The organism is Treponema sp. JC4, from assembly GCF_000260795.1.
Classification (GTDB): Bacteria; Spirochaetota; Spirochaetia; order Treponematales; family Treponemataceae; genus Treponema_D.
Window position 1 is genome coordinate 18,321 of sequence record NZ_AJGU01000022.1, and the last position, 21,690, is coordinate 40,010.

General features: G+C 40.6%; 22 protein-coding genes. All 22 read left to right on the top strand.

The window, feature by feature from the left end:
- Positions 1-39: 39 nt before the first annotated feature.
- The 22 genes from MSI_RS09180 (at position 40) to MSI_RS09285 (ending at position 21,428) form a co-directional block, all read left to right on the top strand.
- Positions 40-693, top strand: a complete 654-nt coding sequence (locus MSI_RS09180; RefSeq protein ID WP_009106088.1) for a flagellar biosynthetic protein FliO — start codon at positions 40-42, stop codon at positions 691-693.
- Complete coding sequence (gene fliP / locus MSI_RS09185) at positions 680-1,522, top strand: flagellar type III secretion system pore protein FliP (RefSeq protein WP_009106089.1); 843 nt, start codon at positions 680-682, stop codon at positions 1,520-1,522. Before MSI_RS09180 ends, fliP begins: the two co-directional genes overlap by 14 nt.
- A gap of 38 nt (positions 1,523-1,560) precedes the next feature.
- Positions 1,561-1,830 (top strand): flagellar biosynthesis protein FliQ, encoded by a 270-nt coding sequence (fliQ, locus tag MSI_RS09190; RefSeq protein WP_009106090.1) that lies wholly within the window; start codon positions 1,561-1,563, stop codon positions 1,828-1,830.
- Between the two features lie 18 nt (positions 1,831-1,848).
- Entirely contained in the window at positions 1,849-2,658 is an 810-nt protein-coding gene (gene fliR / locus MSI_RS09195) for a flagellar biosynthetic protein FliR (RefSeq protein ID WP_009106092.1), read from the top strand.
- Complete coding sequence (gene flhB, locus MSI_RS09200; protein ID WP_009106095.1) at positions 2,658-3,728, top strand: flagellar biosynthesis protein FlhB; 1,071 nt, start codon at positions 2,658-2,660, stop codon at positions 3,726-3,728. Before fliR ends, flhB begins: the two co-directional genes overlap by 1 nt.
- 24 nt (positions 3,729-3,752) lie before the next feature.
- Complete coding sequence (locus tag MSI_RS09205) at positions 3,753-5,879, top strand: flagellar biosynthesis protein FlhA (protein ID WP_009106096.1); 2,127 nt, start codon at positions 3,753-3,755, stop codon at positions 5,877-5,879.
- Between the two features lie 33 nt (positions 5,880-5,912).
- Complete coding sequence (locus MSI_RS09210) at positions 5,913-6,230, top strand: hypothetical protein (RefSeq protein ID WP_009106098.1); 318 nt, start codon at positions 5,913-5,915, stop codon at positions 6,228-6,230.
- Positions 6,231-6,498: 268 nt separating this feature from the next.
- Positions 6,499-7,143, top strand: a complete 645-nt coding sequence (locus MSI_RS09215; protein WP_255324520.1) for a hypothetical protein — start codon at positions 6,499-6,501, stop codon at positions 7,141-7,143.
- Between the two features lie 3 nt (positions 7,144-7,146).
- Entirely contained in the window at positions 7,147-8,058 is a 912-nt protein-coding gene (locus MSI_RS09220) for a MinD/ParA family protein (protein WP_009106101.1), read from the top strand.
- A gap of 67 nt (positions 8,059-8,125) precedes the next feature.
- A complete protein-coding gene (locus MSI_RS09225) occupies positions 8,126-8,935 on the top strand; it encodes a hypothetical protein (RefSeq protein WP_009106103.1) in 810 nt (269 codons plus the stop codon).
- Between the two features lie 19 nt (positions 8,936-8,954).
- Positions 8,955-9,737 (top strand): RNA polymerase sigma factor WhiG, encoded by a 783-nt coding sequence (gene whiG / locus MSI_RS09230; RefSeq protein WP_009106104.1) that lies wholly within the window; start codon positions 8,955-8,957, stop codon positions 9,735-9,737.
- Between the two features lie 17 nt (positions 9,738-9,754).
- Complete coding sequence (locus MSI_RS09235) at positions 9,755-11,731, top strand: FapA family protein (protein WP_009106106.1); 1,977 nt, start codon at positions 9,755-9,757, stop codon at positions 11,729-11,731.
- Complete coding sequence (locus MSI_RS09240; protein ID WP_009106108.1) at positions 11,712-12,029, top strand: hypothetical protein; 318 nt, start codon at positions 11,712-11,714, stop codon at positions 12,027-12,029. The genes MSI_RS09235 and MSI_RS09240 overlap by 20 nt, the downstream gene beginning before the upstream one ends.
- 37 nt (positions 12,030-12,066) lie before the next feature.
- Positions 12,067-12,858, top strand: a complete 792-nt coding sequence (locus tag MSI_RS09245; protein ID WP_009106109.1) for a hypothetical protein — start codon at positions 12,067-12,069, stop codon at positions 12,856-12,858.
- A gap of 16 nt (positions 12,859-12,874) precedes the next feature.
- The gene (locus tag MSI_RS09250; protein WP_009106111.1) at positions 12,875-13,933 is read left to right on the top strand and encodes an aldose epimerase family protein; all 1,059 of its coding nucleotides are present in this window, start codon (positions 12,875-12,877) and stop codon (positions 13,931-13,933) included.
- A 127-nt stretch (positions 13,934-14,060) separates the two neighbouring features.
- Entirely contained in the window at positions 14,061-14,681 is a 621-nt protein-coding gene (locus MSI_RS09255; protein WP_009106113.1) for an ATP synthase subunit E, read from the top strand.
- Positions 14,681-15,223: a DUF2764 family protein gene (locus MSI_RS09260; RefSeq protein ID WP_009106114.1), complete on the top strand. Its 543-nt coding sequence runs from the start codon at positions 14,681-14,683 to the stop codon at positions 15,221-15,223. Before MSI_RS09255 ends, MSI_RS09260 begins: the two co-directional genes overlap by 1 nt.
- A 5-nt stretch (positions 15,224-15,228) precedes the next feature.
- Entirely contained in the window at positions 15,229-16,998 is a 1,770-nt protein-coding gene (locus tag MSI_RS09265; protein ID WP_009106116.1) for a V-type ATP synthase subunit A, read from the top strand.
- Positions 16,999-17,000: 2 nt separating this feature from the next.
- Positions 17,001-18,296 carry a V-type ATP synthase subunit B gene (locus tag MSI_RS09270; protein WP_009106118.1) on the top strand — a complete coding sequence of 432 codons (1,296 nt, stop codon included), beginning with the start codon at positions 17,001-17,003 and terminating at the stop codon, positions 18,294-18,296.
- A 22-nt stretch (positions 18,297-18,318) separates the two neighbouring features.
- Positions 18,319-18,942, top strand: a complete 624-nt coding sequence (locus MSI_RS09275) for a V-type ATP synthase subunit D (RefSeq protein ID WP_009106120.1) — start codon at positions 18,319-18,321, stop codon at positions 18,940-18,942.
- Positions 18,939-20,885, top strand: coding sequence for a V-type ATP synthase subunit I (locus tag MSI_RS09280; RefSeq protein WP_009106121.1), 1,947 nt, complete (start codon positions 18,939-18,941; stop codon positions 20,883-20,885). Before MSI_RS09275 ends, MSI_RS09280 begins: the two co-directional genes overlap by 4 nt.
- Positions 20,886-20,990: 105 nt before the next feature.
- Positions 20,991-21,428, top strand: a complete 438-nt coding sequence (locus MSI_RS09285) for an ATP synthase subunit K (protein WP_009106122.1) — start codon at positions 20,991-20,993, stop codon at positions 21,426-21,428.
- The last annotated feature ends 262 nt before the right edge of the window (positions 21,429-21,690 follow it).

The window sequence follows — 21,690 nt, forward strand, 5'->3', positions numbered from 1 at the left end:
ATTGAAGAGAGACTGCCAGCGGTCTCTCACAGGGTGGGTATGACATTTAAAAAACTTCTTATGACTGCAGTTTTGCTGACTGCGGTCTGCTTTAATTTTTATTCACAAAGTTCTGAACAGGCAGATTCTTCTGTTCAGACAGAACTTTCTTCTTTTGAAAATAATACTAACTATTTTAATAATTCTCCTTCAGCTAATGCACCCGCTCAAGTTCGGAATCAGAATGGAAGCGGAATTGGACTTTTTATCCGCATGGTTTTTGTGCTGGCCTTTGTAATTGCCCTTATTTACGGACTTTTATGGTTTATTAAAAATAAGACAAACGTTGTTAAAACCGATGATGAGTTTTTAAGACGGGCTGCTTACATAAATATTGCTCCTGGTAAAAGTGTAGAAGTAATCACACTTGTTGACCGTGCCTATGTAATAGGAGTTACCGAAGACGGAATTACCCTTCTTGGCGAAATTGATTCAAAATCAGACGAGCAGACCGCCCAGATGATTAATGCAATGAACCTTCGCGCCGACCAGACCCAGAATACTAAAAAACCTTTGAATTTTACTGATGTTATGGATATGTTCCTTGCCAAAAAAGGTAAGGTAAAGAATGTATTCAGCGATACAGAAAATCAGGTTGATCAGATTTTTAGCCGTAATAAGAGTGAAAATGGAGAAAATAATGAAGAGTCTTAGAATTATTCTTTCCTTATTAGTAATTTTCTCTTCTGTTACACCGGCATTTTCTCAGACTGTAACAAATCAGGGGACTCAAAACAGAAATTTTCCTCAGGGGAGCACGCAGGGACGGACTGAACTTCGTAATGATGCCAGACAGCCTGTAGTTCCAAATGTTGCCGTGCAGATTACCGAACCAAGATCAGGCCGGGAAGTTGCATTTTCTGTCCGCCTTCTGGTTTTACTTACTCTTTTAACTCTTGCGCCAAGCATTTTAATTCTTACAACCTGCTTTCTGCGTTTTTCAATCGTTCTGGACTTTATTAAACGTGCACTTTCCCTTCAGCAGGTTCCTCCGACTTCAGTTTTAAACGGAATTGCTTTTTTTATGACAATTTTTGTTATGTGGCCGACTTTAAGCCGCATTTATAATAACGCCTATAAACCAATGAGTGATGGAACTATAGGAATAGAAGAGGCTTTTACTCAGGCAGAAACTCCAATCCGAGAGTTTANGTTTATTCAGATGGAAAAAGATACCTCATACATCAGCATGTTTATGAATATGGCCCATCTTGAAAAACCTGATACACCTGCTGATGTTCCTACTTACATTCTTATTCCGTCTTATATTCTTCACGAACTTTCTGTAGCTTTTAAGATTGGTGTACTTTTGTATATTCCATTTATTATTGTAGATATGGTCGTTGCCAGTATTTTGATGGCAATGGGTATGATGATGCTGCCGCCGGTTCAGATTTCCATGCCGTTTAAGCTGATTCTCTTTGTTCTTGTAGACGGCTGGGGCTTACTAACACAGCAGCTTTTTGTTTCGGTACTGCATTAGCGGATCAGGCCGGGAAACTTATTGTGAGGTAAAGTAAAATGTCAGCAGGTGAAGTAAATGTTTTGATGCGCGGGGCCGTTGTTCAGATTTTGCAGATGATTCTGCCGGTTTTGGGACTTGCCCTTATAGTTGGTCTTATTGTAGCTATTTTTCAGGCTGCAACTTCAATTCAGGAACAGACACTTACATTTCTTCCAAAATTTGTAGTAATTATTCTTGTAATTGCTCTTTTGGGTGGCGTAGCTTTTACTTCTTTAGGTCAGTACACCGTTCTTTTATTTAATCGTATTCCGGATTTTGCAAAATAAAAGGAGCTTTTAGGACTGATGTTAAACGAAATTCTTTCAAATGCACCAGTTTATCTCCTGATTTTTGCAAGGGTTATGAGCCTTATCGTAACCCTGCCGCTTTTTTCTATGAGGGCTGCTTCTCGAATGTCCAAGGTGGCACTTGCAGGCTATATTTCTTTTTTTATTTACAGCACACTTGATTTTTCCTTTTACGATTCACTGATTACTTCTGACCAGGTTTTCAGCATGGAGTATTTCCTTCTGATTGTGGGAGAAGTTCTTCTTGGTATTCTGATGGGCTTTTATGTTTCCATCATTTTTGCAGCCTTTTCTTCTGCCGGTCAGTTTATGGGTTTTCAGATGGGACTTTCTGCAGCCTCTTCTTATGATGCCATGAGCCAGGTTGAAAACCCTCTTATGGGACAGTTCTTTAACCTGGTTGCCATGCTGGTATTTTTGCAGACAAAGTTTTTTCAGCGTCTTTTTTTAGGCGGCCTTGTTTCAAGTTTTAAGACTCTTACCGCATTCAGTATCGTTACTTCCCATGAACCGATTGCAAGATTTTTACTTGCAGGTCTTACAAAACTTTTTGCCGACGCTTTGATTATCGCTCTTCCTGTTATGGGAACTCTTTTTTTAATTACAATCTGTACTGGTCTTTTAACAAAGGCTGCTCCTCAGATGAACCTTCTTTCTGAAGGTTTTCCGATTATGATTTTAGTGGCTTATTTTGTAATTGCTACAATTATGCCAAACCTTATAGATTTTTTTGTCCGCTCTTTTACCGGCGGTTTTACTCAGATTCAGAATCTCCTTACAGAGATTAGCGGCGGAGGAATTAACTAATGGCTGCAGAAGACGAGGGAAGAACCGAAGAACCGTCGGAATACAAACTTGAAAAAGCCCGAAAAGAAGGTCGTGTTGCCAAGAGCAGCGAAGTCAGTGGTGCCCTTGTGCTTCTTTTAAGCGTACTTACTTTGATTTTTCTTTCAAAATGGCTTTTAAATCAGATTATTACTGCCTTTATTTATTTTTTCAGCAGAACCGGAACGGGGGAAATGGGAACTTATTCTATGGTCGCTTATTTTATGACTACGGTTGTAAAATGCATGCTGCCGGTTTCTATTGTCGGGGTTGTGGGCGGAATCCTTGGAAATATAATTCAGACCCGCGGTTTTGTTTTCAGCCTTAAGCCGATTGAACCAAAGTTTTCTAAAATTGTTCCAAAGTTCGGAGAATATTTTAAAAAGACGATTTTTTCGGGAAAGGGACTTTTTAACGTTGCAAAATCGGTAGGAAAAGTTGCGATTATCGTTACTATTGCCTATATCTACATCAGAAAAGATATTTTTGTAATTATTGATATTATCGGAAACGGCGATGCCTTTGGCGCTCTTGCAAAGGTTGCAAAAATGGCAGCCCAGCTTCTGATTATCGTTTCTATTCTCTTTCTTATAATTTCTATTCCTGACTACTTTGTTCAGAAGCGCGATTTTATGGAAGAAATGAAGATGACAAAGCAGGAACAGAAGGAAGAGTATAAAGAAATGGAAGGAGACCCTGAGGTTAAGAGCCGCCTCCGCCAGATGCAGCAGCAGCTTTTACAGCAGAATATACCTAAGGCAGTTGCCGAATCTGATGTTGTTGTAACAAACCCTACGCATTTTGCAGTTGCACTAAAAATGGACAGGGAAGTTAATGACGCGCCAGTGGTCAATGCCAAGGGTGCCGACGAAGTTGCTCAGACAATCAAGCGGTTGGCAAGGGAAAATAATGTTCCTATTGTAGAAAACCGTCCACTGGCCCGCGGATTGTATACAGAAATTGAAGTTGGTGATATAATACCTGAAACGTATTATAGGGCAATTGCCTTAATTTATTCGCATCTTGAAAAGTTTCAGGATTTAAAAAAATAGTAGATTGCTAAGGGTGGGGACTTAATGGCAAACGAAAAAAGGGGAAATGTTTTAAATTTTATTCAGCAGAATGCTGTTGCTGTAGCAGCCTTAGTGGGCGTTTTTCTAGTAATTTTACCAATGCCTCAGCTGCTTATCGACTTCTGCATGATTTTAAACATTGCTGTTTCTGTAATTATCCTTCTTGTAGTTGTAAGTACCCCTCGTGCATCAGATTTTGAAACCTTCCCCCGTGTAGTCCTTTTTGCCACTATTTTTTCTGTTGCAATTAATATTTCTTCAACCCGTCTTATTTTAAGCGGAACAATGGGCGCCGGTCACAGACTTGCAAATCAGAGCTTTATGGTTCAGGCCTTTGCAAATATTATTGCCGGAAGTGATATCGTAATCGGATTTATTGTCTTTGTAATCCTGATTATCTTCCAGATTCTTGTAGTTACAAAGGGTGCCAGCCGAGTATCAGAAGTTGCAGCCCGCTTCAGTTTGGATTCCATGAACCAGAAGCTTTTTGATATTGATAACCGTTTGAACAGCGGTGCTTTGAGCCCTGATGAAGCAGAAATTGAAAAAGCTAAAATCCGCCGCGAAATAGACTTTTATTCTGCAATGGACGGTTCTTCTAAGTTTGTAAGCGGAAACGTTAAATTCGGAGTTGTCGTTACAATCGTAAACCTGGTCGGCGGCCTTATAATTGGAGTTATCCGCAATTCAATGGGATTTGGAGAAGCTGTTTCTACCTATTCAATCCTCACAATAGGTGACGGCCTTACTTCTCAGATTCCTTCTCTTATCATTTCTTTTGCAACCGGTGTACTTGTAACTGGTACTAAATCTGATGAACCCTTTGATCAGAAACTTATCAAAAACTTTACCCGCGATGGTCAGATTTACCAGCTTGTGGGAATTGGTCTTGCACTTTCAGGTTTTGCCCTCCGTAATAATACTCAGGTTCTTCTTATTCCAATCGGTCTTCTTTTCTTCTGGATGGGACTCAGTATTTCCCGTCAGAAAACAAAAGAAGCTGTTGCTGCAAAACAGCAGGCAGAAGAAGCTAAAAAATCTGAACAGACAAATCCAATAGATGATTCAAAAACTCTTGAGATGCTGGATCCTCTTTCGCTGGAAATTGGTTATGCCCTTATTCCTCTTGTTAACAAGGAAAAGGGTGCTGAACTTCTTGAAAGAATTACCCGAATCAGAACTGAAGCCCGCCTTGATATGGGCTTTAATATCCCGAAAATCCGTATTCAGGATAACATGACCCTTGATCCTAACGACTATTCTTTCAAAATTCAGGGAATAGAAGCTGGTCATGCAAATATCCGTCTTGGCTATCTGATGTGTATGGATACGGGTGCCGTAATCAATAAAATTGAAGGTGAGCATACAAAAGACCCTGCCTTCGGAATGGATGCAATCTGGCTGCCGGAAGACCGCCGTCAGGAAGCAGAAAATGCGGGTTATGTAGTTGTAGACCCTCCTACAATCATTTCTACCCACATTACAGAAATTATCCGCTCTCATGCGGCAGAAATGCTTGACCGACAGGCAGTTTCAAATATCATAGAAAAGGTAAAGGAAAAGAATCCTGTTCTTATAAACGAAGTTCTTGATGTCGCAAAACTTTCTTACGGTATGATAGAGCGCGTTCTTCAGAATCTTCTGGAAGAAAAAGTTTCTATCCGTAACTACGTTAAGATTCTTGAAACTATGGCAAACTACGCTTCTGTCTGCCGTACTTCCTGGGAACTTACAGAAAAGGTTCGTGAAGCACTTGGCCTTCAGATCTGTATGCAGTATGCGGACCCTGCAGATAAGAAACTTCGTGTAATGCGTCTTTCTGAGCCTTTGAGCGAGCTGATTGCTTCTCATGCTTATCTTCCGCCTGACGGTTCAAAACCATATCCGGCCTTTGACCCGGTTGACCGCCGCAAGTGGATCCGAGCCATAAGCGACAGTCTTTCAAAAGTCAGCAATATGGGGCTTATGCCGATTATTCTTTGTGTGCGTGATGTTCGTCAGCTGGTTCGTGCTTCGCTTGAACGTGAGCAGCCTGGAGTTGTTGTGCTTTCTGATATGGAAATCCTGGCTGCCGGTAAGAATGTAGATACTGAAATAATTGCAGAAATCAGGTCTGAAGACGAAGTTTAGAAAAAAGGAAAAGGGAAAAAAGGTTTATAAAAAATGGCTTACGAAAGAGAGAATATTCAAAAAATAGTAGCTGATACTTTTGATGAATGCAAAGAAAAAATTTCCAGCATGTATGGCCGTGACTGGGTTTATAGAGGACATGATAATAAGCTTATAAAATACGGGCCTTTTAATCTTTTTAAGAAATGGGGCGTAGAAACAAGGTATATTGTCGGTCATTCTGAGGCCTACTCAGATGCAAAACCTTCTAAAAAGAGTGAAGAAGAAGCTGAATTTGACAAAAATAGAACAGCCCTTCTTGTACAGTCTCTTTCAGCTCAGCTTACAAGTCAGCTGACTCAAAAAACTTGAAGAAACAAAAAATGAACTTTCTGCCCAGATTGCTACAAAAACAGGCTCTTCTTCTGATAATCCTGAAGCAATTGTAAAAATTGAAGATTTACTCTATCAGAATGATTTTTCAAAGGATTACATAGAAGAAATTGCTGAAAAAATCCGTGCTAATTTTTCTCTGGAACAACTTGAAAATTTTGATTTAGTTGAGCATAAGGTTGTAGACTGGATTGGAGAGAGCATTGAAATTGCACTTCCAAAAGTTCACAGACCTCCTCATGTTGTAATTATTGTAGGTCCTACCGGAGTTGGTAAAACTACAACCCTTGTAAAACTGGCAGCACAGTTTATGCTTGCTTACCGTAAGGATGAAAGAAATCAGGGCCGTCGTCCAAATTTATGCTTTATTACAACCGACTTTATGCGTGTTGGTGCCTTGCAGCAGCTTGAACGCTTCGGCGATATTATGAGCTATAATGTTCTTAAGGCTGAAAAAACAGAAGATTTGAAAGTCCTTTATGATGAAAATAAAGATAATATGGATGCAATCTTTATTGATACTTCCGGCTGCAGTCCTAATGATGCAACTCATCTTGCCCAGATGAAGCTTCTTCTTGATATTCCTCAGATGAATCCGGATATTTATCTGGCAGTTACAGCTTCATCAAAAGCCCGGGACCTTGAAAATATTTTCAAAAATTATGAACCATTCGGCTATAATTCTGTAATCATTACAAAAAGTGATGAATCACTGCAGTACGGAAACGTAATCAGTGTTTTGCATAAAAAACATAAGGCTGTTTCTTATATCACAAACGGCCAGAATGTAACCCAGGATTTAAGACAGGCTTCAATCGTTGATTTTTTAATCCGGCTTGAAGGCTTTGATATAGACAGACAACACATTGAAGGAAAATTTGGAGGAAAATAAAAAATGGAAGAACAGGCAGAAGGATTGAAAGAACTAATGGAAGATAATTTTCCTTCCAATGATACAAAAGATTCCGGCGAAAAATCTGGTGGAAAGAACCATAATACAAGAATTATTGCCGTAACCAGCGGAAAGGGCGGTGTTGGAAAAACTAACTTTGCCGTAAACATGGCAATTGCCTACGCCCAGCTTGGTAAAAAGGTTATCCTTATTGACGGTGACCTTGGTATGGCTAACGTAAACGTGCTTTTGAATGTTGTGCCTCAGTTCAACCTTATGCACGTAATCAATAAGAAAAAAACAATGAAGCAGATTATCCTTGATACCGAATTCGGTATTAAGTTTATTGCCGGTGCAAACGGTTTTTCAAAAATTGCCAACCTCAGCGTAGACGAGCTTGAATACTTTGCAAAACAGTTTTCTACACTGGGTAATGCAGATATTATCATCATTGATACAGGTGCTGGTATTGCAAATAACGTTCTGCAGTTTGTTGCTGCAGCTGATGAAGTTTATGTTGTTACAACTCCAGAGCCGACAGCCATCACCGATGCTTACGGAATCATTAAAATCATCACGACAGAAATTGTTGACCGTGTTGTAAATATCAAACTTATTGTAAACCGCGTTCATTCAGCAGATGAAGGAAAGCGTATTTCAGAGCGAATCATAAATATTGTAGGGCAGTTCTTAAATTACAAGGTTGAATATCTTGGCTGTGTTTACGAAGATCCTATTGTACAGGCTTCAGTAATCCGTCAGAAGCCTTTCATCGTTGTAAATCCTACATCAAAGCCTGCTGTCTGCCTTAAGCACATAGTAGGACGAATAGAAAAAACTGAACCGGAATATAACGAGGGGGTTGCAAGCTTCCTTAAAAAATTCCTTAGTAAGAAGAAAAAAGACGATATGTAAAAATTTTTCTATTAATTTTATATCTTATGGTGTATAATTAATAGGGAAAAAATGTTAGGAGGGGAAAATGCAGGGTATAAAAATCTCACTTAGTTTTGCAGCATTTGGATTTATTTTGTCCTTGCTTTTCGGTTTTACCTCCCACGCCGCTTTTTTAATCCTTTTAATAAGGGCTTTAATCATTGCATTAGTATTTGCAGGTCTTGGCTTTGGCTTTTATTTTCTTGCAAACAATTTCTTAATGGACGATGCCGATTCAATGGATGTGTCAGAAACTTCTCCTGCTTCAAATCCTCAGGTTGGAACTAAGGTTGATTTATACGTTCATGATGAAGAACTGGATGCAGATGAAAACGGCAATGCATATGTTGTAGATGATTCTTCTCATCAGATGCTTAATAACTCAGATTTAAGAAGTACAGGCTCAATTTCACGAGCTGCAGTTTTTGCTGCTGCTCCTTCTGCGGCGGAAGAAAAGCCTGCAGTTCAGAATGCCAGTGACGAAGTTGCATCAGCTATGGCAGAAGCCAATGCAGGGGCGGCTCAGTCGGCTGCAAAAGTGCAGGGCCCGGCCCCGGCACAGACTGAAGAAAGTGGTGCTGCAGCTGAAGAAAGGCCGGCGCCTTCCGACAATGCCGGGGCTGGTGCTTCATCATCAGAAGAATCTGGCGGACTTGATACTCTGCCGGATATGAGTTCTTTTGTAATGGAAAATGCTTCTTCTTCGGAAGAAAATGGAGAGAGTGCTGTTGAAAGCGACAGCTCATATACTACTACTGTTTCATCAAGTCATAATGACGGAAGTGAATTAGGGGTAAAAGATGCTGAAGTGATGGCAAAAGCAATCAGTTCGGTTTTATCAAGGGAAGAAAGTTAAGGATATAGAGGGGTAAGGTATGCCAGTAAATGATACTCAGGAAGAAGATGACCTTTGGGAAGAATTCAAAAAGACAAAGTCTCCGGCCTTGCGTGATAAATTTATAAGACAGTATATGCCTCTTGTAAAATATGTTGCCGGCAAGGTTGCTGTTGGAATGCCTAACAGTGTTGAATTTGATGACCTTGTAGGATTTGGTCAGTTTGGTCTTTTGGATGCTATTACAAAATATGACCCGGCAAAGAATGTAAAGTTTAAAACTTATGCAGTAACCCGTATCCGCGGTGCAATTTTTGATGAACTTCGTCAGATTGACTGGGTTCCTCGTTCTGTCCGCCAGAAATCGCGCGAAATTGAAGATGCAATCGTTTCTCTGGAGTCGCGCCTTGGACGTACTGCAACAGATTCTGAAATCGCAGAAAGCCTTAATATGAGCGAAGATGAATATCACCGCACTATTATGAAGGTTTCTGGTACAAGCGTGCTTTCTTTGAATGATGTATGGTATTCCGGTGATGATAACGACAATATGTCTATCGGAAACAACATTGAAGCTCCTTCAAGCCTTAATCCGGATGTTATTGCTGAACGTGAAGAAATTAAAAAGGTAATTGCCCAGGCTATCAGTGAGCTTCCTGAAAAAGAAAAAATGGTAATTGTATTGTACTACCACGAAGATTTGACCTTTAAGGAAATCGGCGAAGTTCTTGAAGTAAGTGAATCGCGTATTTCTCAGCTTCATACAAAGGCAAACCTGCGTCTTCGTGCTAAGCTTACAAATCTTAGAAAGGGAATTATCTAAGACTGGGGCGATGAATTATGGTTACCCTGGAAAAAATCCGTGCAGAAATGAAATCTCGGCTGGATACAGACCAGCAGCTTCATAATGTTGATGTTCACGCTGATACTATTGATGAAGCACTTGCTGATGCTGCCGTTCAGCTTGATACAAAAGTCGGTAACCTGCAATATGAAGTTATTGAAAAGGGGAGTGACGGATTCTTAGGAATTGGTAAAAAGCCCTGGAAACTTAAGATTTATCAGGATCCTTCTACCGTAAAAAAAGTTCAGAAACTTGCTTCGGAAGGTCTTTTTACAGACGACGAACTGGAAGATACAGAAAAGACTGTGGACAGAGACGGAATGTTCTATGTACGTCACTTTGGTTCGGATATCATGCTCAAGATTGTTCTTCCTCTTGGAAGCGGCGCTCCAATTCAGCTTCGTGAAGTTCTTGATGAAGTTAAACGCGAAGATACTATTTCTTTTGACGAAGACGCAATTAAAAAATACATTAAAAACGGTACGGATAACGAATATCAGAAGGTCGGTGACTACAAGCATGTTCAGGCAGGCGACGTTCTTATTGCCGTTGATATTGCAAAAGACGAAATGTCTGGAACCCTTATTGTTTCTCCTCCTGCCATGAGCGGTCAGGAAGCTTCTGTTGAAGCTATAAAGAGAGCATGCTTTCAGCAGGGAATTCTTGCAGACTGTGTGCTTGAAGATAAGGTTCGTGAATTTGTTGATTCTCCCGTTTACAATACTCCTTTTGAAATCTGTCATGCAGTTATGCCGGTTGACGGACATGATTCATATATTTCCTATAACTTTGAAACGGACCCTAAAAAGCTTAAGCCTAAGGTCAGCGAAGAATCAGGCAGAATTAACTTTAAGCAACTTAACCAGATTCAAAACGTTATTGCAGGTCAGCCGCTTGCAACTAAAGTTCCGGCAGAAAAAGGTAAAGGCGGTAAGACTCTTCTTGGTCGCTGGCTTGATGCAAAAGACGGAAAAGATACTGTAGTTCAGCTTGGTGCAAATACAGAGTGGGACCGCGACGGAATTACAATCAAGGCTTCTATTGACGGTGAAGTTATGATTGTAAACGGAAAGATTACTGTTGAACCTGTTAAATATCTTGATGCAGTTAATGTTAAGACTGGTGATATTAAATTTGTTGGTACGGTTATCATTAAGGGCTCGGTTGAAGAAGGCTTCCGCGTAGAAGCAACTAATATTGAAGTAAACGGCATTGTAGATAAATCTCATCTTGAAGCAACCGGTAACATTATTGTAAGCCAGGGTATTTTTGGTAAGGGTGAAGGTTATATTAAGGCCGGAAAATCTCTCTGGGCTAAGTTTATTAACGAGGCCACCGTTGAAGTTGAAGAAAATGTCGTTGTAAATGACAGTATCATTAACTCTAATGTTACTGCGATGAAGAATATCATTGTGCGGGGTAAGAAGGCTCAGATTCTTGGCGGACATCTTCTTGCAACAGAGGAAATCTGCGCTAAAAAGATTGGTTCCCCTGGTGGCGGTACAGAAACTATTCTTGAAGTTGGTATTGATCCTCGTGCTAAAAAACGCCTTGAAGAACTGCAGAAAATGCAGTCTAAAAATACAACTGAATACGAAAAACTTGACCTTGATATCCAGACTCTGGAGCAGCAGAAAAAGCTGCGTAAAAAGCTTCCTCAAGATAAGGAAGATAAACTTTCTGAATTTAAAGAAAAACAGCAGCAGCTTTACCAGGAGCTTGAGCAGATAAATGACGAAATTGCAGGCATTCAGGCTCACCTTAAGGAACTTAAGGCAATCGGTAAGGTTAAAGCTGAAGATACAGTTTATGCCGGCGTAAAAATTTATATCCGCGACGCGCTTGATGAAATTAAGATGGATTGTAAGAAGACAACCTTCTTCTACGATGATGCTAGTAAGCTCAGTAAGCGCGGTGAATATGAACCTCCTGCTGCTGACATAGGAATGCCGGATGGGTATACAGCCGATTGATCTCCAAACAATGTATTCTCAGCTCTCTAATCTTTCCAAGACTATGGCGGCAGGCCAGCAGGCTCAGCTTACGGAGGCTATGCAGCAGCAGAATAATATTCAGCGCAGTCTTGAAAATGCCAGCAAGGTTCAGCAGACTCAGACAGAAAGGGCTGATGCAAATTCTGTTGATAAAGATGGAAGAGGCGGAGCTGCGGCTTTTGGCGGAAAAAAGAAAACGGTCAGAAGGAAGAAGGGGATGGTGAGAACAGGACTAATGATTCACAGACAGGCTCAAAGTCTGGTTCACCATATATAGGAACGATTATAGATATAACAAGGTAACGGGGTAAAGTGTGGCTGCTACGATTGCAATAACCTTAAGTTTAATTACAATAGTTCTTCTTTTAATTTTTCTTATCCGCTTTAAAAAAATTTTCTCTACTGAAAATATCATTGAAAAAACAAAGTCCTATATGGACAGAATGATAAAAGATATTAACGGACAGGCAAACCGGGACCTGGATTTGATTAATGAATCTTCAAGAAGACTGCGGGCACTTTTAAACGAAACTGAACATAAAATGGAACAGTTCCGCGAAGCAAGCAGACTTTTACAGAATGCAATTGCCGAAGCTGATAAAGTCAGCAGGCTTAGCGGAAACAGCCCTTTATATGTAGAAAATAAAAATGTTTCTGAAATAAAGCCTGTAAGAAAACCTTCTGTTTCTAAAAAAATTGTCGTGCAAGAAAATAATACTCCTTCTCTTTTTGATAATCAGGCAATTTCTCCTGATTCCTCTTATGAAATTGTAAAACCTCAGCAGAGTTCTCTTTTTGATGCCGAAGAAGAGACTGCTAATAATAATCCTATTTTAGATGATGTAACTAACGTAATGCCCGATGGTTCTGCTTACAAACATGTGCCGCTAATTATTACAAAAGTCTTAGATGAAGAACCAAGGGAAAGTAATCAAAGTCAGACTGAAAACAAAGTCAGGCAGTTTAATGGTGCAGCAGCAGGTAAAAAAGAATTTTCAGAACAGGTAATGGACCTGTTTAATAAAGGTTTTCAGATTGAGCAGATTGCAAATGAGCTTTCCTGTTCAATTACTGAAGTTCAGTTTGTAATTGATATGGGATTATAAATTCCGGAGGTTTTATATGAAGATAGATAAATCAAAATTTGGTCTTTTGTCGGACGGTACAAAAGTAACCCTTTATACCGTTTCTAACGGTGACATGCAGTTTTCCTGCACAGATTATGGCTGTACAATCACAAGCATAATCTTAAATGACAAACTTGGTAAAAAAACAGAAGTAACACTGGGCTTTTCTACATTAGAAGGCTATGTAAACAACGACTGTTATTTTGGAGCCTTTGTAGGCCGCTTTGCAAACAGAATTGCTAAAGCCCAGTTTACTGTAAACGGTAAAAAATACGACCTTGATAAAAACGACGGACCTAACTGCCTTCACGGTGGTTTTGACGGCTGGCATAAAATCGTATGGGATTCAAAAATCATTAAAGGAAAGAATGTTGCTGGAATTCAGTTTTCCCGCCTTTCACCGGACGGGGAGCAGGGCTTTCCTGGTAATATGATAATTACCGTAACTTACCTTCTTGATAAGAATAACAACCTTACCTGTTCTTATACTGCAAAAACAGACAAGGCAACTCCAGTAAACTTTACAAATCATTCTTACTTTAATCTCGCAGGCCGAGGTCAGGTATATGATCACGTAATGCAGATGAATTCCGCATACTATCTTGAAGTTTCTCCAAAACTCATTCCTACAGGAAAGCTTCTTGAAGTTGCTGGAACTCCTTTTGATTTTAATACTCCTAAAACTTTGGGACAGGATATTGATCAGATTAAGCCTGGCTATGACCACTGCTATGTAACAGAAGTTTACACACCAGAAACAAAAACTTCCGTTCCTCTTGATGATTCAGACCTTGTTGAATTCTGTAAAGTAACTGAGCCTGTAACAGGACACGAAATGCAGGTATTCACAAATATGGTCGGCTGTCAGCTTTATACCGGAAACTTTATTCAGGACAAAGTTGGCCGTAGCGGTAATAAATACAATATTCACGACGGTTTCTGTCTTGAAACTCAGGTTTTCCCTGATACACCAAATCAGAAGGACTTCCCGACCTGTATTCTTGAGCCAGGTCAGACAATGAAGGCAAAAACCGTTTATTCTTTCAAAATTTAGCCCTTTTATTCTCAAATTCAGTTTATCGCGAAAAAAAGTGTAATTCTTAAAACATTTTGTTTGAATTATACAGAATTCGCGTATAAACTTTATATATTACTAATGGAAATTATTTTGCGAGGTTATGATGGACGTACAATTACAAGAACTGATTGATAAGATCAAAAAAGATGGCGTTGCAACTGCTGAAGCTGAAGCTGCAAAAAAAATTGCAGAAGCTGAAAAGAAAGCTGAAAGTATCGTTGCAGATGCTCAGGACAAGGCTGCAGAAATCATTAAAAATGCAAAAGCAGAAACAGAAAGAATGGAAAAAGCCAGTGAAGAGGCTATCGTTCAGGCTGGAAGAAATATGCTGCTTTCATTTAAGGATTCTCTCGTAGCTGAACTTGATGGACTTATTCAGGCAGAGACAGCAAAGGCAGCAACAAAAGATGTCCTTGCAAAACTTATCCCTGAAACAGTAAAAGCATGGGCAAAAAACAGCGATGCTTCAGAACTTTCTGTTCTGCTTGCTGAAAAAGATTTGAAATCTTTGGAATCTGCCCTTACAGGCGACCTTAAAGCTGAAATTTCTAAAGGACTCGAAATCAAGCCTGATAAGACTTTGACAGCCGGCTTTAGAATCGGAGTTAAAAACGGCGCCGCATATTATGATTATTCTGCTGAATCACTTGCAGAAATGTTCGGTGCATATCTTAATCCAAAAGTTGCAGCACTTATGAAAACCGCTGCAAAAGGAACAGAGTAGTGGCATATTATTATTTGGTTTCACAGTTACCAAATATCTCTGCTGCAGAAGGAAAATCAGCTCTTCCTTTAAATCAGGAAAGTTTTAAGGAATTGTGCTGTCGTTTTCTTTCCGAAGATGAAAAATCAGTTGTCGGTTCGCTTTCGCTTGTTCCGCCAAAAGATGCTTCATCTACAGGTTCTGTCTTTTTGGATACTTGGTATGAAAAAGAAAGAAGCCTGCGCTATGCTCTGGCACAAATTCGTGCTCAGAAAATGAAAAAAGATGCTGCTGTTCTTCCTCCAGGCGTTACTGCTGATATTATTCAGGCAGCCCGCACTGCAGTTGGAATGGACAGTCCTTTGAGCGCAGAACAGTTTCTTTTTGAGTACCGAATCAGACTTCTTGATGAATTAAGACCTCTTGATTCGTTTTCGGTGGATTCAGTTTATGCGTACGGAATCAGGCTTTTGCTTGTAGAACGCATGAAAAAGTTTGATGCTGAAATTGGTAAAACTTCTTATCATAAAATTTATGATAATATTCTTGAAGGGGATAAATAATAGAAATGACGGATACAAAAGCTAAGGTAGTCGGCATTAACGGAAACATGGTAACAATCCAGTTTGATGGCGAAGTTTCCATGAACGAAGTAGGTTACGTTAATGTTGACGGAAAAAAACTACGAGGAGAAGTAATCCGTATCCGAGGCAATAAGGCCCAGATGCAGATTTTCGAAATGACACAGGGCATTAAAGCCGGTGACACTGTAGAACTTGTCGGCGATCTCCTTTGTGCAGAATTGGGACCAGGACTTTTGGGACAGACTTTTGATGGTCTTCAGAACCCTCTTCCTCTGGTTGCAGAAAAAGCAGGCTTCTTCCTTGAGCGCGGTGTTTATGTAGATTCACTTCCACGCGATAAAAAATGGGACTGGACTCCAAGCGTAAAAGAGGGCGACAAACTTCTTCGCGGAGATTCCATCGGTTCTGTTCCGGAAGGACCTTTTACTCATAAAATTCTTGTTCCTTTTGATTTACTGGGAATGTATACAGTTAAAAAGGTTACTCCAGCCGGCTCTTATACTATTGAAGATGTAATGGCTGTTGTAACTGATGAAAAAGGTAAAGATCACGAACTTAAGATGGCATTCAAGTGGCCTGTAAAACGTGCCGTTGACTGCTATGCAGAACGCCTTGCTCCATCTGAGCCAATGGTAACTCAGGTTCGTCTTATCGATACCTTCTATCCAGTTTCTAAAGGTGGTACTTATTGTATTCCTGGACCTTTCGGTGCCGGAAAAACTGTACTCCAGCATACAACATCACGAAATGCCGACGTTGATATCGTAATCATCGCTGCCTGCGGTGAACGTGCGGGTGAAGTTGTAGAAACAATTAAAGAGTTCCCTGAACTTAAAGACCCTAGAACAGGACGTTCTTTGATGGAGCGAACAATCATCATTTGTAATACTTCGTCAATGCCTGTTGCTTCGCGAGAAGCTTCGGTTTATACGTCTGTAACTCTGGCAGAATACTACCGCCAGATGGGACTTCACGTTCTTCTTCTTGCAGATTCTACATCACGCTGGGCACAGGCTTTGCGCGAAATGTCTGGTCGTCTTGAAGAGATTCCTGGAGAGGAAGCTTTCCCTGCTTACCTGGAATCTTACATTGCGGCCTTCTACGAGCGTGCAGGTATTGTAAGATTGCGCGACGGAAAGGTTGGTTCTGTAACAATCGGTGGTACAGTATCTCCTGCCGGCGGTAACTTTGAAGAGCCTGTAACTCAGGCAACTTTGAAGGTAGTAGGTGCCTTCCACGGACTTTCACGTGAACGTTCAGATGCACGTAAGTATCCTGCCATTGACCCTATTATTTCATGGTCTAAATACAAATCAGTTATCCGTGAAGAACTGGTAAGCTATGCCCGCAAGGTATTCCTGCGCGGTGTAGAAGTAAACCAGATGATGAAGGTAATTGGTGAAGACGGTACTACAACAGAAGACTACATCGAATATCTTAAGAGTGAATTTATTGATGCTGTTTACATGCAGCAGAACTCTTTTGATGAAGTTGATGCCGCTGTCTGCGTTGACCGTCAGAAATATACTTTTGCAAAAGTTGTAAAAGTAATCGGTTCTGATTTTGACCTTGCTGATAAAGATGCTGCCCGCAACTTCTTCAACCAGCTTCGTCAGAAGTTCCTTGACTGGAACTACACAATCTGGAACACAGATGACTTCTACAAGGCAGAAAAAGACTTTGATGCCCATTATGCTTCTGCAAACGGTAAAGTTCGCGATGAAGTAAGCGCAATGCTTAAGGATGGTGAATAGTTATGAACAAAGTTTATAGTAGAATCGAATCCATCGTCGGAAGCGTAATCACTGTAAAAGCTGATAACGTAGCTTACGGTGAGCTTGCAGAAATCGAAACTCGTTTTGGTAAATCACTTGCCGAAGTAAATAAAATTGAAGGTGATGTAGTAAGCCTTCAGGTATTTGCCGGCGGACGCGGTATTTCAACCGGCGACCATATTAAATTCCTGGGCCATCAGATGAAAGTTTCTTTCTCTGATGATCTTCTTGGACGTATCTTCAACGGTTCTGCAGAACCTCGTGATAACGGACCTGCCCTTACAGACAGTCTTGTTACAATCGGTGGTCCTTCTGTAAACCCTTCAAAACGTATCATGGCTAAGCGTATGATTCGTACCGGTATTCCGATGATTGATATGTTCAATACTCTGGTTGTATCTCAGAAGCTGCCTATTTTCTCAATTTCTGGTGAACCTTACAACCAGCTGCTTGCCCGCATTGCCATGCAGGCAGAAGTTGACGTAATCGTACTCGGTGGTATGGGTCTTAAATACGATGACTACCTCTTCTTCAAAAAGACTCTGGAAGAAGGTGGGGCTTTGAGCCACACAGTTATGTTCATTCATACTGCGGCAGACCCAACTGTAGAATGTCAGAAGATTCCTGACCTTTCTCTTGCAGTTGCCGAGCAGTTTGCCCTTAAAGGAAAAGACGTACTTGTACTTCTTACCGATATGACAAACTTTGCAGACTCTATGAAGGAAATTGCCATTACACAGGAGCAGGTTCCTTCTAACCGCGGTTACCCTGGAGACCTCTACTCTCAGCTTGCAGCCCGCTACGAAAAGGCTGTTGACTTTGAAGGTGCAGGTTCTGTAACAGTTCTTGCCGTTACAACAATGCCTGGTGACGACGTTACTCACCCGGTTCCAGATAACACAGGTTACATCACAGAAGGTCAGTACTACCTTAAAGGCGGTCGTATTGAGCCGTTCGGTTCTCTTTCACGCTTGAAGCAGAACGTAAACGGTACAACTCGTGATGACCACCGCGGACTTATGGACGGTATGATTCGTCTTTACTCAAGCTATAAAGACACCCTTGAAAAGAAATCAATGGGATTTATCATGAGTAAGTGGGATGAAAAACTCCTTACTTACGGAAAAATGTTTGAGTCAGAGATGATGGACCTTTCAAAGAATATTTCTCTGGAAGAAGCTCTCGATCTTGGATGGAAAATCCTTGCAGACTGCTTCGAGCCTGAGGAAACTGGTCTTAAATCATCTTTGATTGAAAAACACTGGCCAAAGAAGTAAGCGATTATTTGTGAGGTAATTGATGGCAAAGATTAAGCTGACAAAAAATGAGCAGAAGGTCCAGAAAGATGCGCTTAAAATGTATAACCGCTATCTTCCGACCCTTGTGCTTAAAAAACAACAGCTTCAGACAGAAATCCGCACAATAGACCAGAAGGCCAGAGAAGTCCGTGCTGCAAGAGCGGCGCTCGAAAAGGAATTCGACGCATGGATTGCAGTATTCGGAGAAGAAGAGGCTTTTAAGCCGGAAATGGTTACCGTAAAAAACATCAAAAAAGGATGGGGTAATATTGCCGGTGTAGCAATTCCTATTTATGAAGGCGCTGACTTTTCACGAGGGGACTACGACTTGTACGAAACCCCATTGTGGATTGATATGGCAGCCGACAGAATGGAAAAGGCCCTTTCTTTAGACCTTGAAGCCGAAGTTCTTGATGAACAGGTAAGGCTTCTTTCAAAGGAACTCAGAACCACAACACAGCGTGTAAACCTGTTTGAAAAGGTTAAGATTCCTGAGACAAAGGCTAATATCAAGAAAATATCTGTTTATCTTGGTGATGAGCAGGTTGCGGCGGTTGTCCGAAGTAAAATATCAAAGAAAAAGCTTCAGAATAATTCCGAAGAAGAACAGGAGGCAGGTAAATGATTGAACCAATGAAAAAAGTCTCTCTTGTTCTCTTAAATAAGGAACGTGAAGAGGCTCTTGTTAATCTTAGAAAAATCGGTCTTGTTCACCTGGAAAAACTTGAAGGCGCAAGTGAAAAACTTTCTGCCTTTAAGGAAGCCTCTGCGAATGCACTGGTTGCTGAATCTGTTTTAGGAGAAATTAAGGCTCCTAAGGCTAAAAAAGGTATGGCGCCGGCTCTTTCTGATGAAGATACTGCAAAACTCTGTGCAGACATTGTTGCTAAATCAGAGCGTAAAAAGCAGCTTCTGGAAGAAATTTCTGCAGATGCAACTGAGCTTGACCGCTTTAGCGGCTGGGGAACTGTTACAAACGAAGATTTTGAATACCTTATTACAAAAGGCATTCAGCTTAAGATGTATGAAGTTCCTGTAGAAAAATATAATCAGATAGACGAACAGATTCAGACAATCCTTGTAAATAAGGATAAAAAGACTGCACGCTTTATGATTATAAACGGTGGTGAAGGTCGCCCGGAAAATCTTATGCCCGAAGCATTTGAAGTTCCTTTACCACGAATTTCTACAAAGCTTTTGGAAAACGAGATAAAAGCTGATGAAAAGAAAGTTTCTGATATAGAAGCATTCTTTGCGGCAAATGCAAAGTATCTTCCGTCAATTTCAAGTTTTAAGAAAAATCTTGAAACCGACATTGAGTTTGAAAACGTAAATGCCGGAATGGAGCGTGAAACTTCTGGTGACGAAAATGACCTTGCATGGATCAGCGGCTATGTTCCAGCAGCAAACCTTGAAGAATTTAAGGCTGACTGTGCTAAGAACAACTGGGCTCTTGCTTATGCAGACCCTGAAGAAGATGATGTTGCCGTTCCTACAAAGCTTAAGAACAACAAGTTTGTAAGTCTGATTTATCCTCTTACAGACTTTTTGGGAACTGTTCCTGGCTATCATGAATTTGATATTTCGGGCTGGTTCTTACTGTTCTTTACAGTATTCTTTGCAATGATTTTTGGAGACGGGGGCTACGGTGCACTTGTCCTTGTTCTGACACTTTTACTTATGCTTAAGTCAAAAGCGTCTGGCAAAAAGGTTGCGCCTGTATTCGGTCTTATTACGCTGGTTTCTATAGCAACTATCGTTTGGGGTGCCGTAACCTGTACCTGGTTTGGTATTCCTGTAGATATGCTTCCAGACTGGCTTAAAAATCTTTCTATTCCTTGGATTTCTTCTGCCTATGAAGATACTCTCTGGCAGGTTCCTTGGGTTAGCGAGGTTGGTGGTAAGGCTGTAGGACTTACAAAGAGTCAGAACCTGCAGATTTTCTGCTTCTCTCTGGCACTTATTCAGCTTGCAGTTGCACATATTAAGGCGGCAGCAAGAAACATCAGCCTTAAGAACGGCTTAAAGGCGGTAGGTGATATTGGTTCACTTATGCAGCTTATTGGTATGTTCTGGGTTGTACTTTCTATGGTTGTAAATTCTGATGTATTCCCAATGCTTGGCTACATTGGAACTGTTCCTGTGGGTAAAATTGAGATTTCTCTGATTGCTGCGGGATTTGTTCTGAGCTTTGTATTTGCCAACTATGAAGGAAGCATTGGAGCTTCTATCCTGGAATCTTGTAAGAATATTATTTCGGTTCTTTTGGGAGTCGTAAACGTATTCTCTGATATTGTTTCTTACATCCGACTTTGGGCTGTAGGTCTTGCCGGTGCTGCTATTTCTAATACAGTAAACACACTTGCAGGTCCAATTCTTGGACACGCAGTTCTGTTTATTGCGGCAATAGTGCTGCTGGTATTTGGACATGGTTTGAACATGATTCTGAACCTGCTTTCGGTAATTGTACACGGTGTTCGTTTGAATACACTTGAATTCTGTACACATATCGGAATGGCATGGAGCGGAACAAAATTCAATCCTTTTGCGGAGAAAAAATCTTCGTAAAAAAAAGCCGTCGTTTGGCGGCATATACTTAAGTTATTAAATCTGCTTGGGCAGATAATGAAATATTAAATTAAACCTTGCGTTTGCGGGTTAAAGGAGAAAAATATGGAAATTTGGGGTTACATTGGTGCTGCTGTTTGTATGGGTATTGCTGCTATCGGTTCAGCAATCGGAATCGGAATCGCTGGTCAGGGAGCTATCGGAGCCTGGAAACGTTGTTATGTAAACAATAAACCGGCACCATTCATCCTCACTGTATTTGCCGGTGCTCCTCTTACACAGACAATTTACGGCTTCCTTTTGATGAACATCGCTTTGAAGCCAAAAGTAATGAGTGGTGAAATGACACCTGGTTTTGCACTTGGTCTTGGTATTGCTTCTGGTCTTGCTATGTGTTTCTCTGCAATCGCACAGGGAAAAGCTGGTGCTGCAGGTTCTGATGCTCTTGGTGAAACTGGTAAAGGCTTTGCTCAGTACATCATGGTTGTAGGTCTTTGTGAATCTGTTGCTTTGTTCGCAATGGTATTCTCTTTGATTGCTTAATAATTAAACTATAAACACCTAAAAAAAACAGCTCCCAGTCGAATCTGCGGATTGCAAAACCGCGCGATATCGCGCTACACGCTGTTTGTGTTAAAGTAACTATAAACTGTTGCTGACTGTAGTCAGCAACGTTCACAAACAGAGTGTTTTTGCAATCCACAGCTTCTCCTTCGCGCTTGTTTTTTTTATTTTAATTAGTTATTATTAATAATCATTTTTTCCTCCGCTACGCTTTTCCTTCTTTTTTAATCTTTTCCCTAAT

Excerpts from the sequence above, each read along its gene's own strand:
- MSI_RS09280 (WP_009106121.1), top strand. The coding sequence starts at position 18,939 with ATGATTGAACCAATGAAAAAAGTCTCTCTTGTTCTCTTAAATAAGGAA.
- MSI_RS09270 (WP_009106118.1), top strand. The coding sequence starts at position 17,001 with ATGAACAAAGTTTATAGTAGAATCGAATCCATCGTCGGAAGCGTAATC.
- MSI_RS09275 (WP_009106120.1), top strand. The coding sequence starts at position 18,319 with ATGGCAAAGATTAAGCTGACAAAAAATGAGCAGAAGGTCCAGAAAGAT.
- MSI_RS09255 (WP_009106113.1), top strand. The coding sequence starts at position 14,061 with ATGGACGTACAATTACAAGAACTGATTGATAAGATCAAAAAAGATGGC.
- flhB (WP_009106095.1), top strand. The coding sequence starts at position 2,658 with ATGGCTGCAGAAGACGAGGGAAGAACCGAAGAACCGTCGGAATACAAA.
- fliR (WP_009106092.1), top strand. The coding sequence starts at position 1,849 with ATGTTAAACGAAATTCTTTCAAATGCACCAGTTTATCTCCTGATTTTT.
- MSI_RS09285 (WP_009106122.1), top strand. The coding sequence starts at position 20,991 with ATGGAAATTTGGGGTTACATTGGTGCTGCTGTTTGTATGGGTATTGCT.
- whiG (WP_009106104.1), top strand. The coding sequence starts at position 8,955 with ATGCCAGTAAATGATACTCAGGAAGAAGATGACCTTTGGGAAGAATTC.
- MSI_RS09265 (WP_009106116.1), top strand. The coding sequence starts at position 15,229 with ATGACGGATACAAAAGCTAAGGTAGTCGGCATTAACGGAAACATGGTA.
- MSI_RS09225 (WP_009106103.1), top strand. The coding sequence starts at position 8,126 with ATGCAGGGTATAAAAATCTCACTTAGTTTTGCAGCATTTGGATTTATT.
- MSI_RS09205 (WP_009106096.1), top strand. The coding sequence starts at position 3,753 with ATGGCAAACGAAAAAAGGGGAAATGTTTTAAATTTTATTCAGCAGAAT.
- MSI_RS09220 (WP_009106101.1), top strand. The coding sequence starts at position 7,147 with ATGGAAGAACAGGCAGAAGGATTGAAAGAACTAATGGAAGATAATTTT.
- MSI_RS09250 (WP_009106111.1), top strand. The coding sequence starts at position 12,875 with ATGAAGATAGATAAATCAAAATTTGGTCTTTTGTCGGACGGTACAAAA.
- MSI_RS09210 (WP_009106098.1), top strand. The coding sequence starts at position 5,913 with ATGGCTTACGAAAGAGAGAATATTCAAAAAATAGTAGCTGATACTTTT.
- MSI_RS09240 (WP_009106108.1), top strand. The coding sequence starts at position 11,712 with ATGGGTATACAGCCGATTGATCTCCAAACAATGTATTCTCAGCTCTCT.
- MSI_RS09235 (WP_009106106.1), top strand. The coding sequence starts at position 9,755 with ATGGTTACCCTGGAAAAAATCCGTGCAGAAATGAAATCTCGGCTGGAT.
- MSI_RS09180 (WP_009106088.1), top strand. The coding sequence starts at position 40 with ATGACATTTAAAAAACTTCTTATGACTGCAGTTTTGCTGACTGCGGTC.
- fliQ (WP_009106090.1), top strand. The coding sequence starts at position 1,561 with ATGTCAGCAGGTGAAGTAAATGTTTTGATGCGCGGGGCCGTTGTTCAG.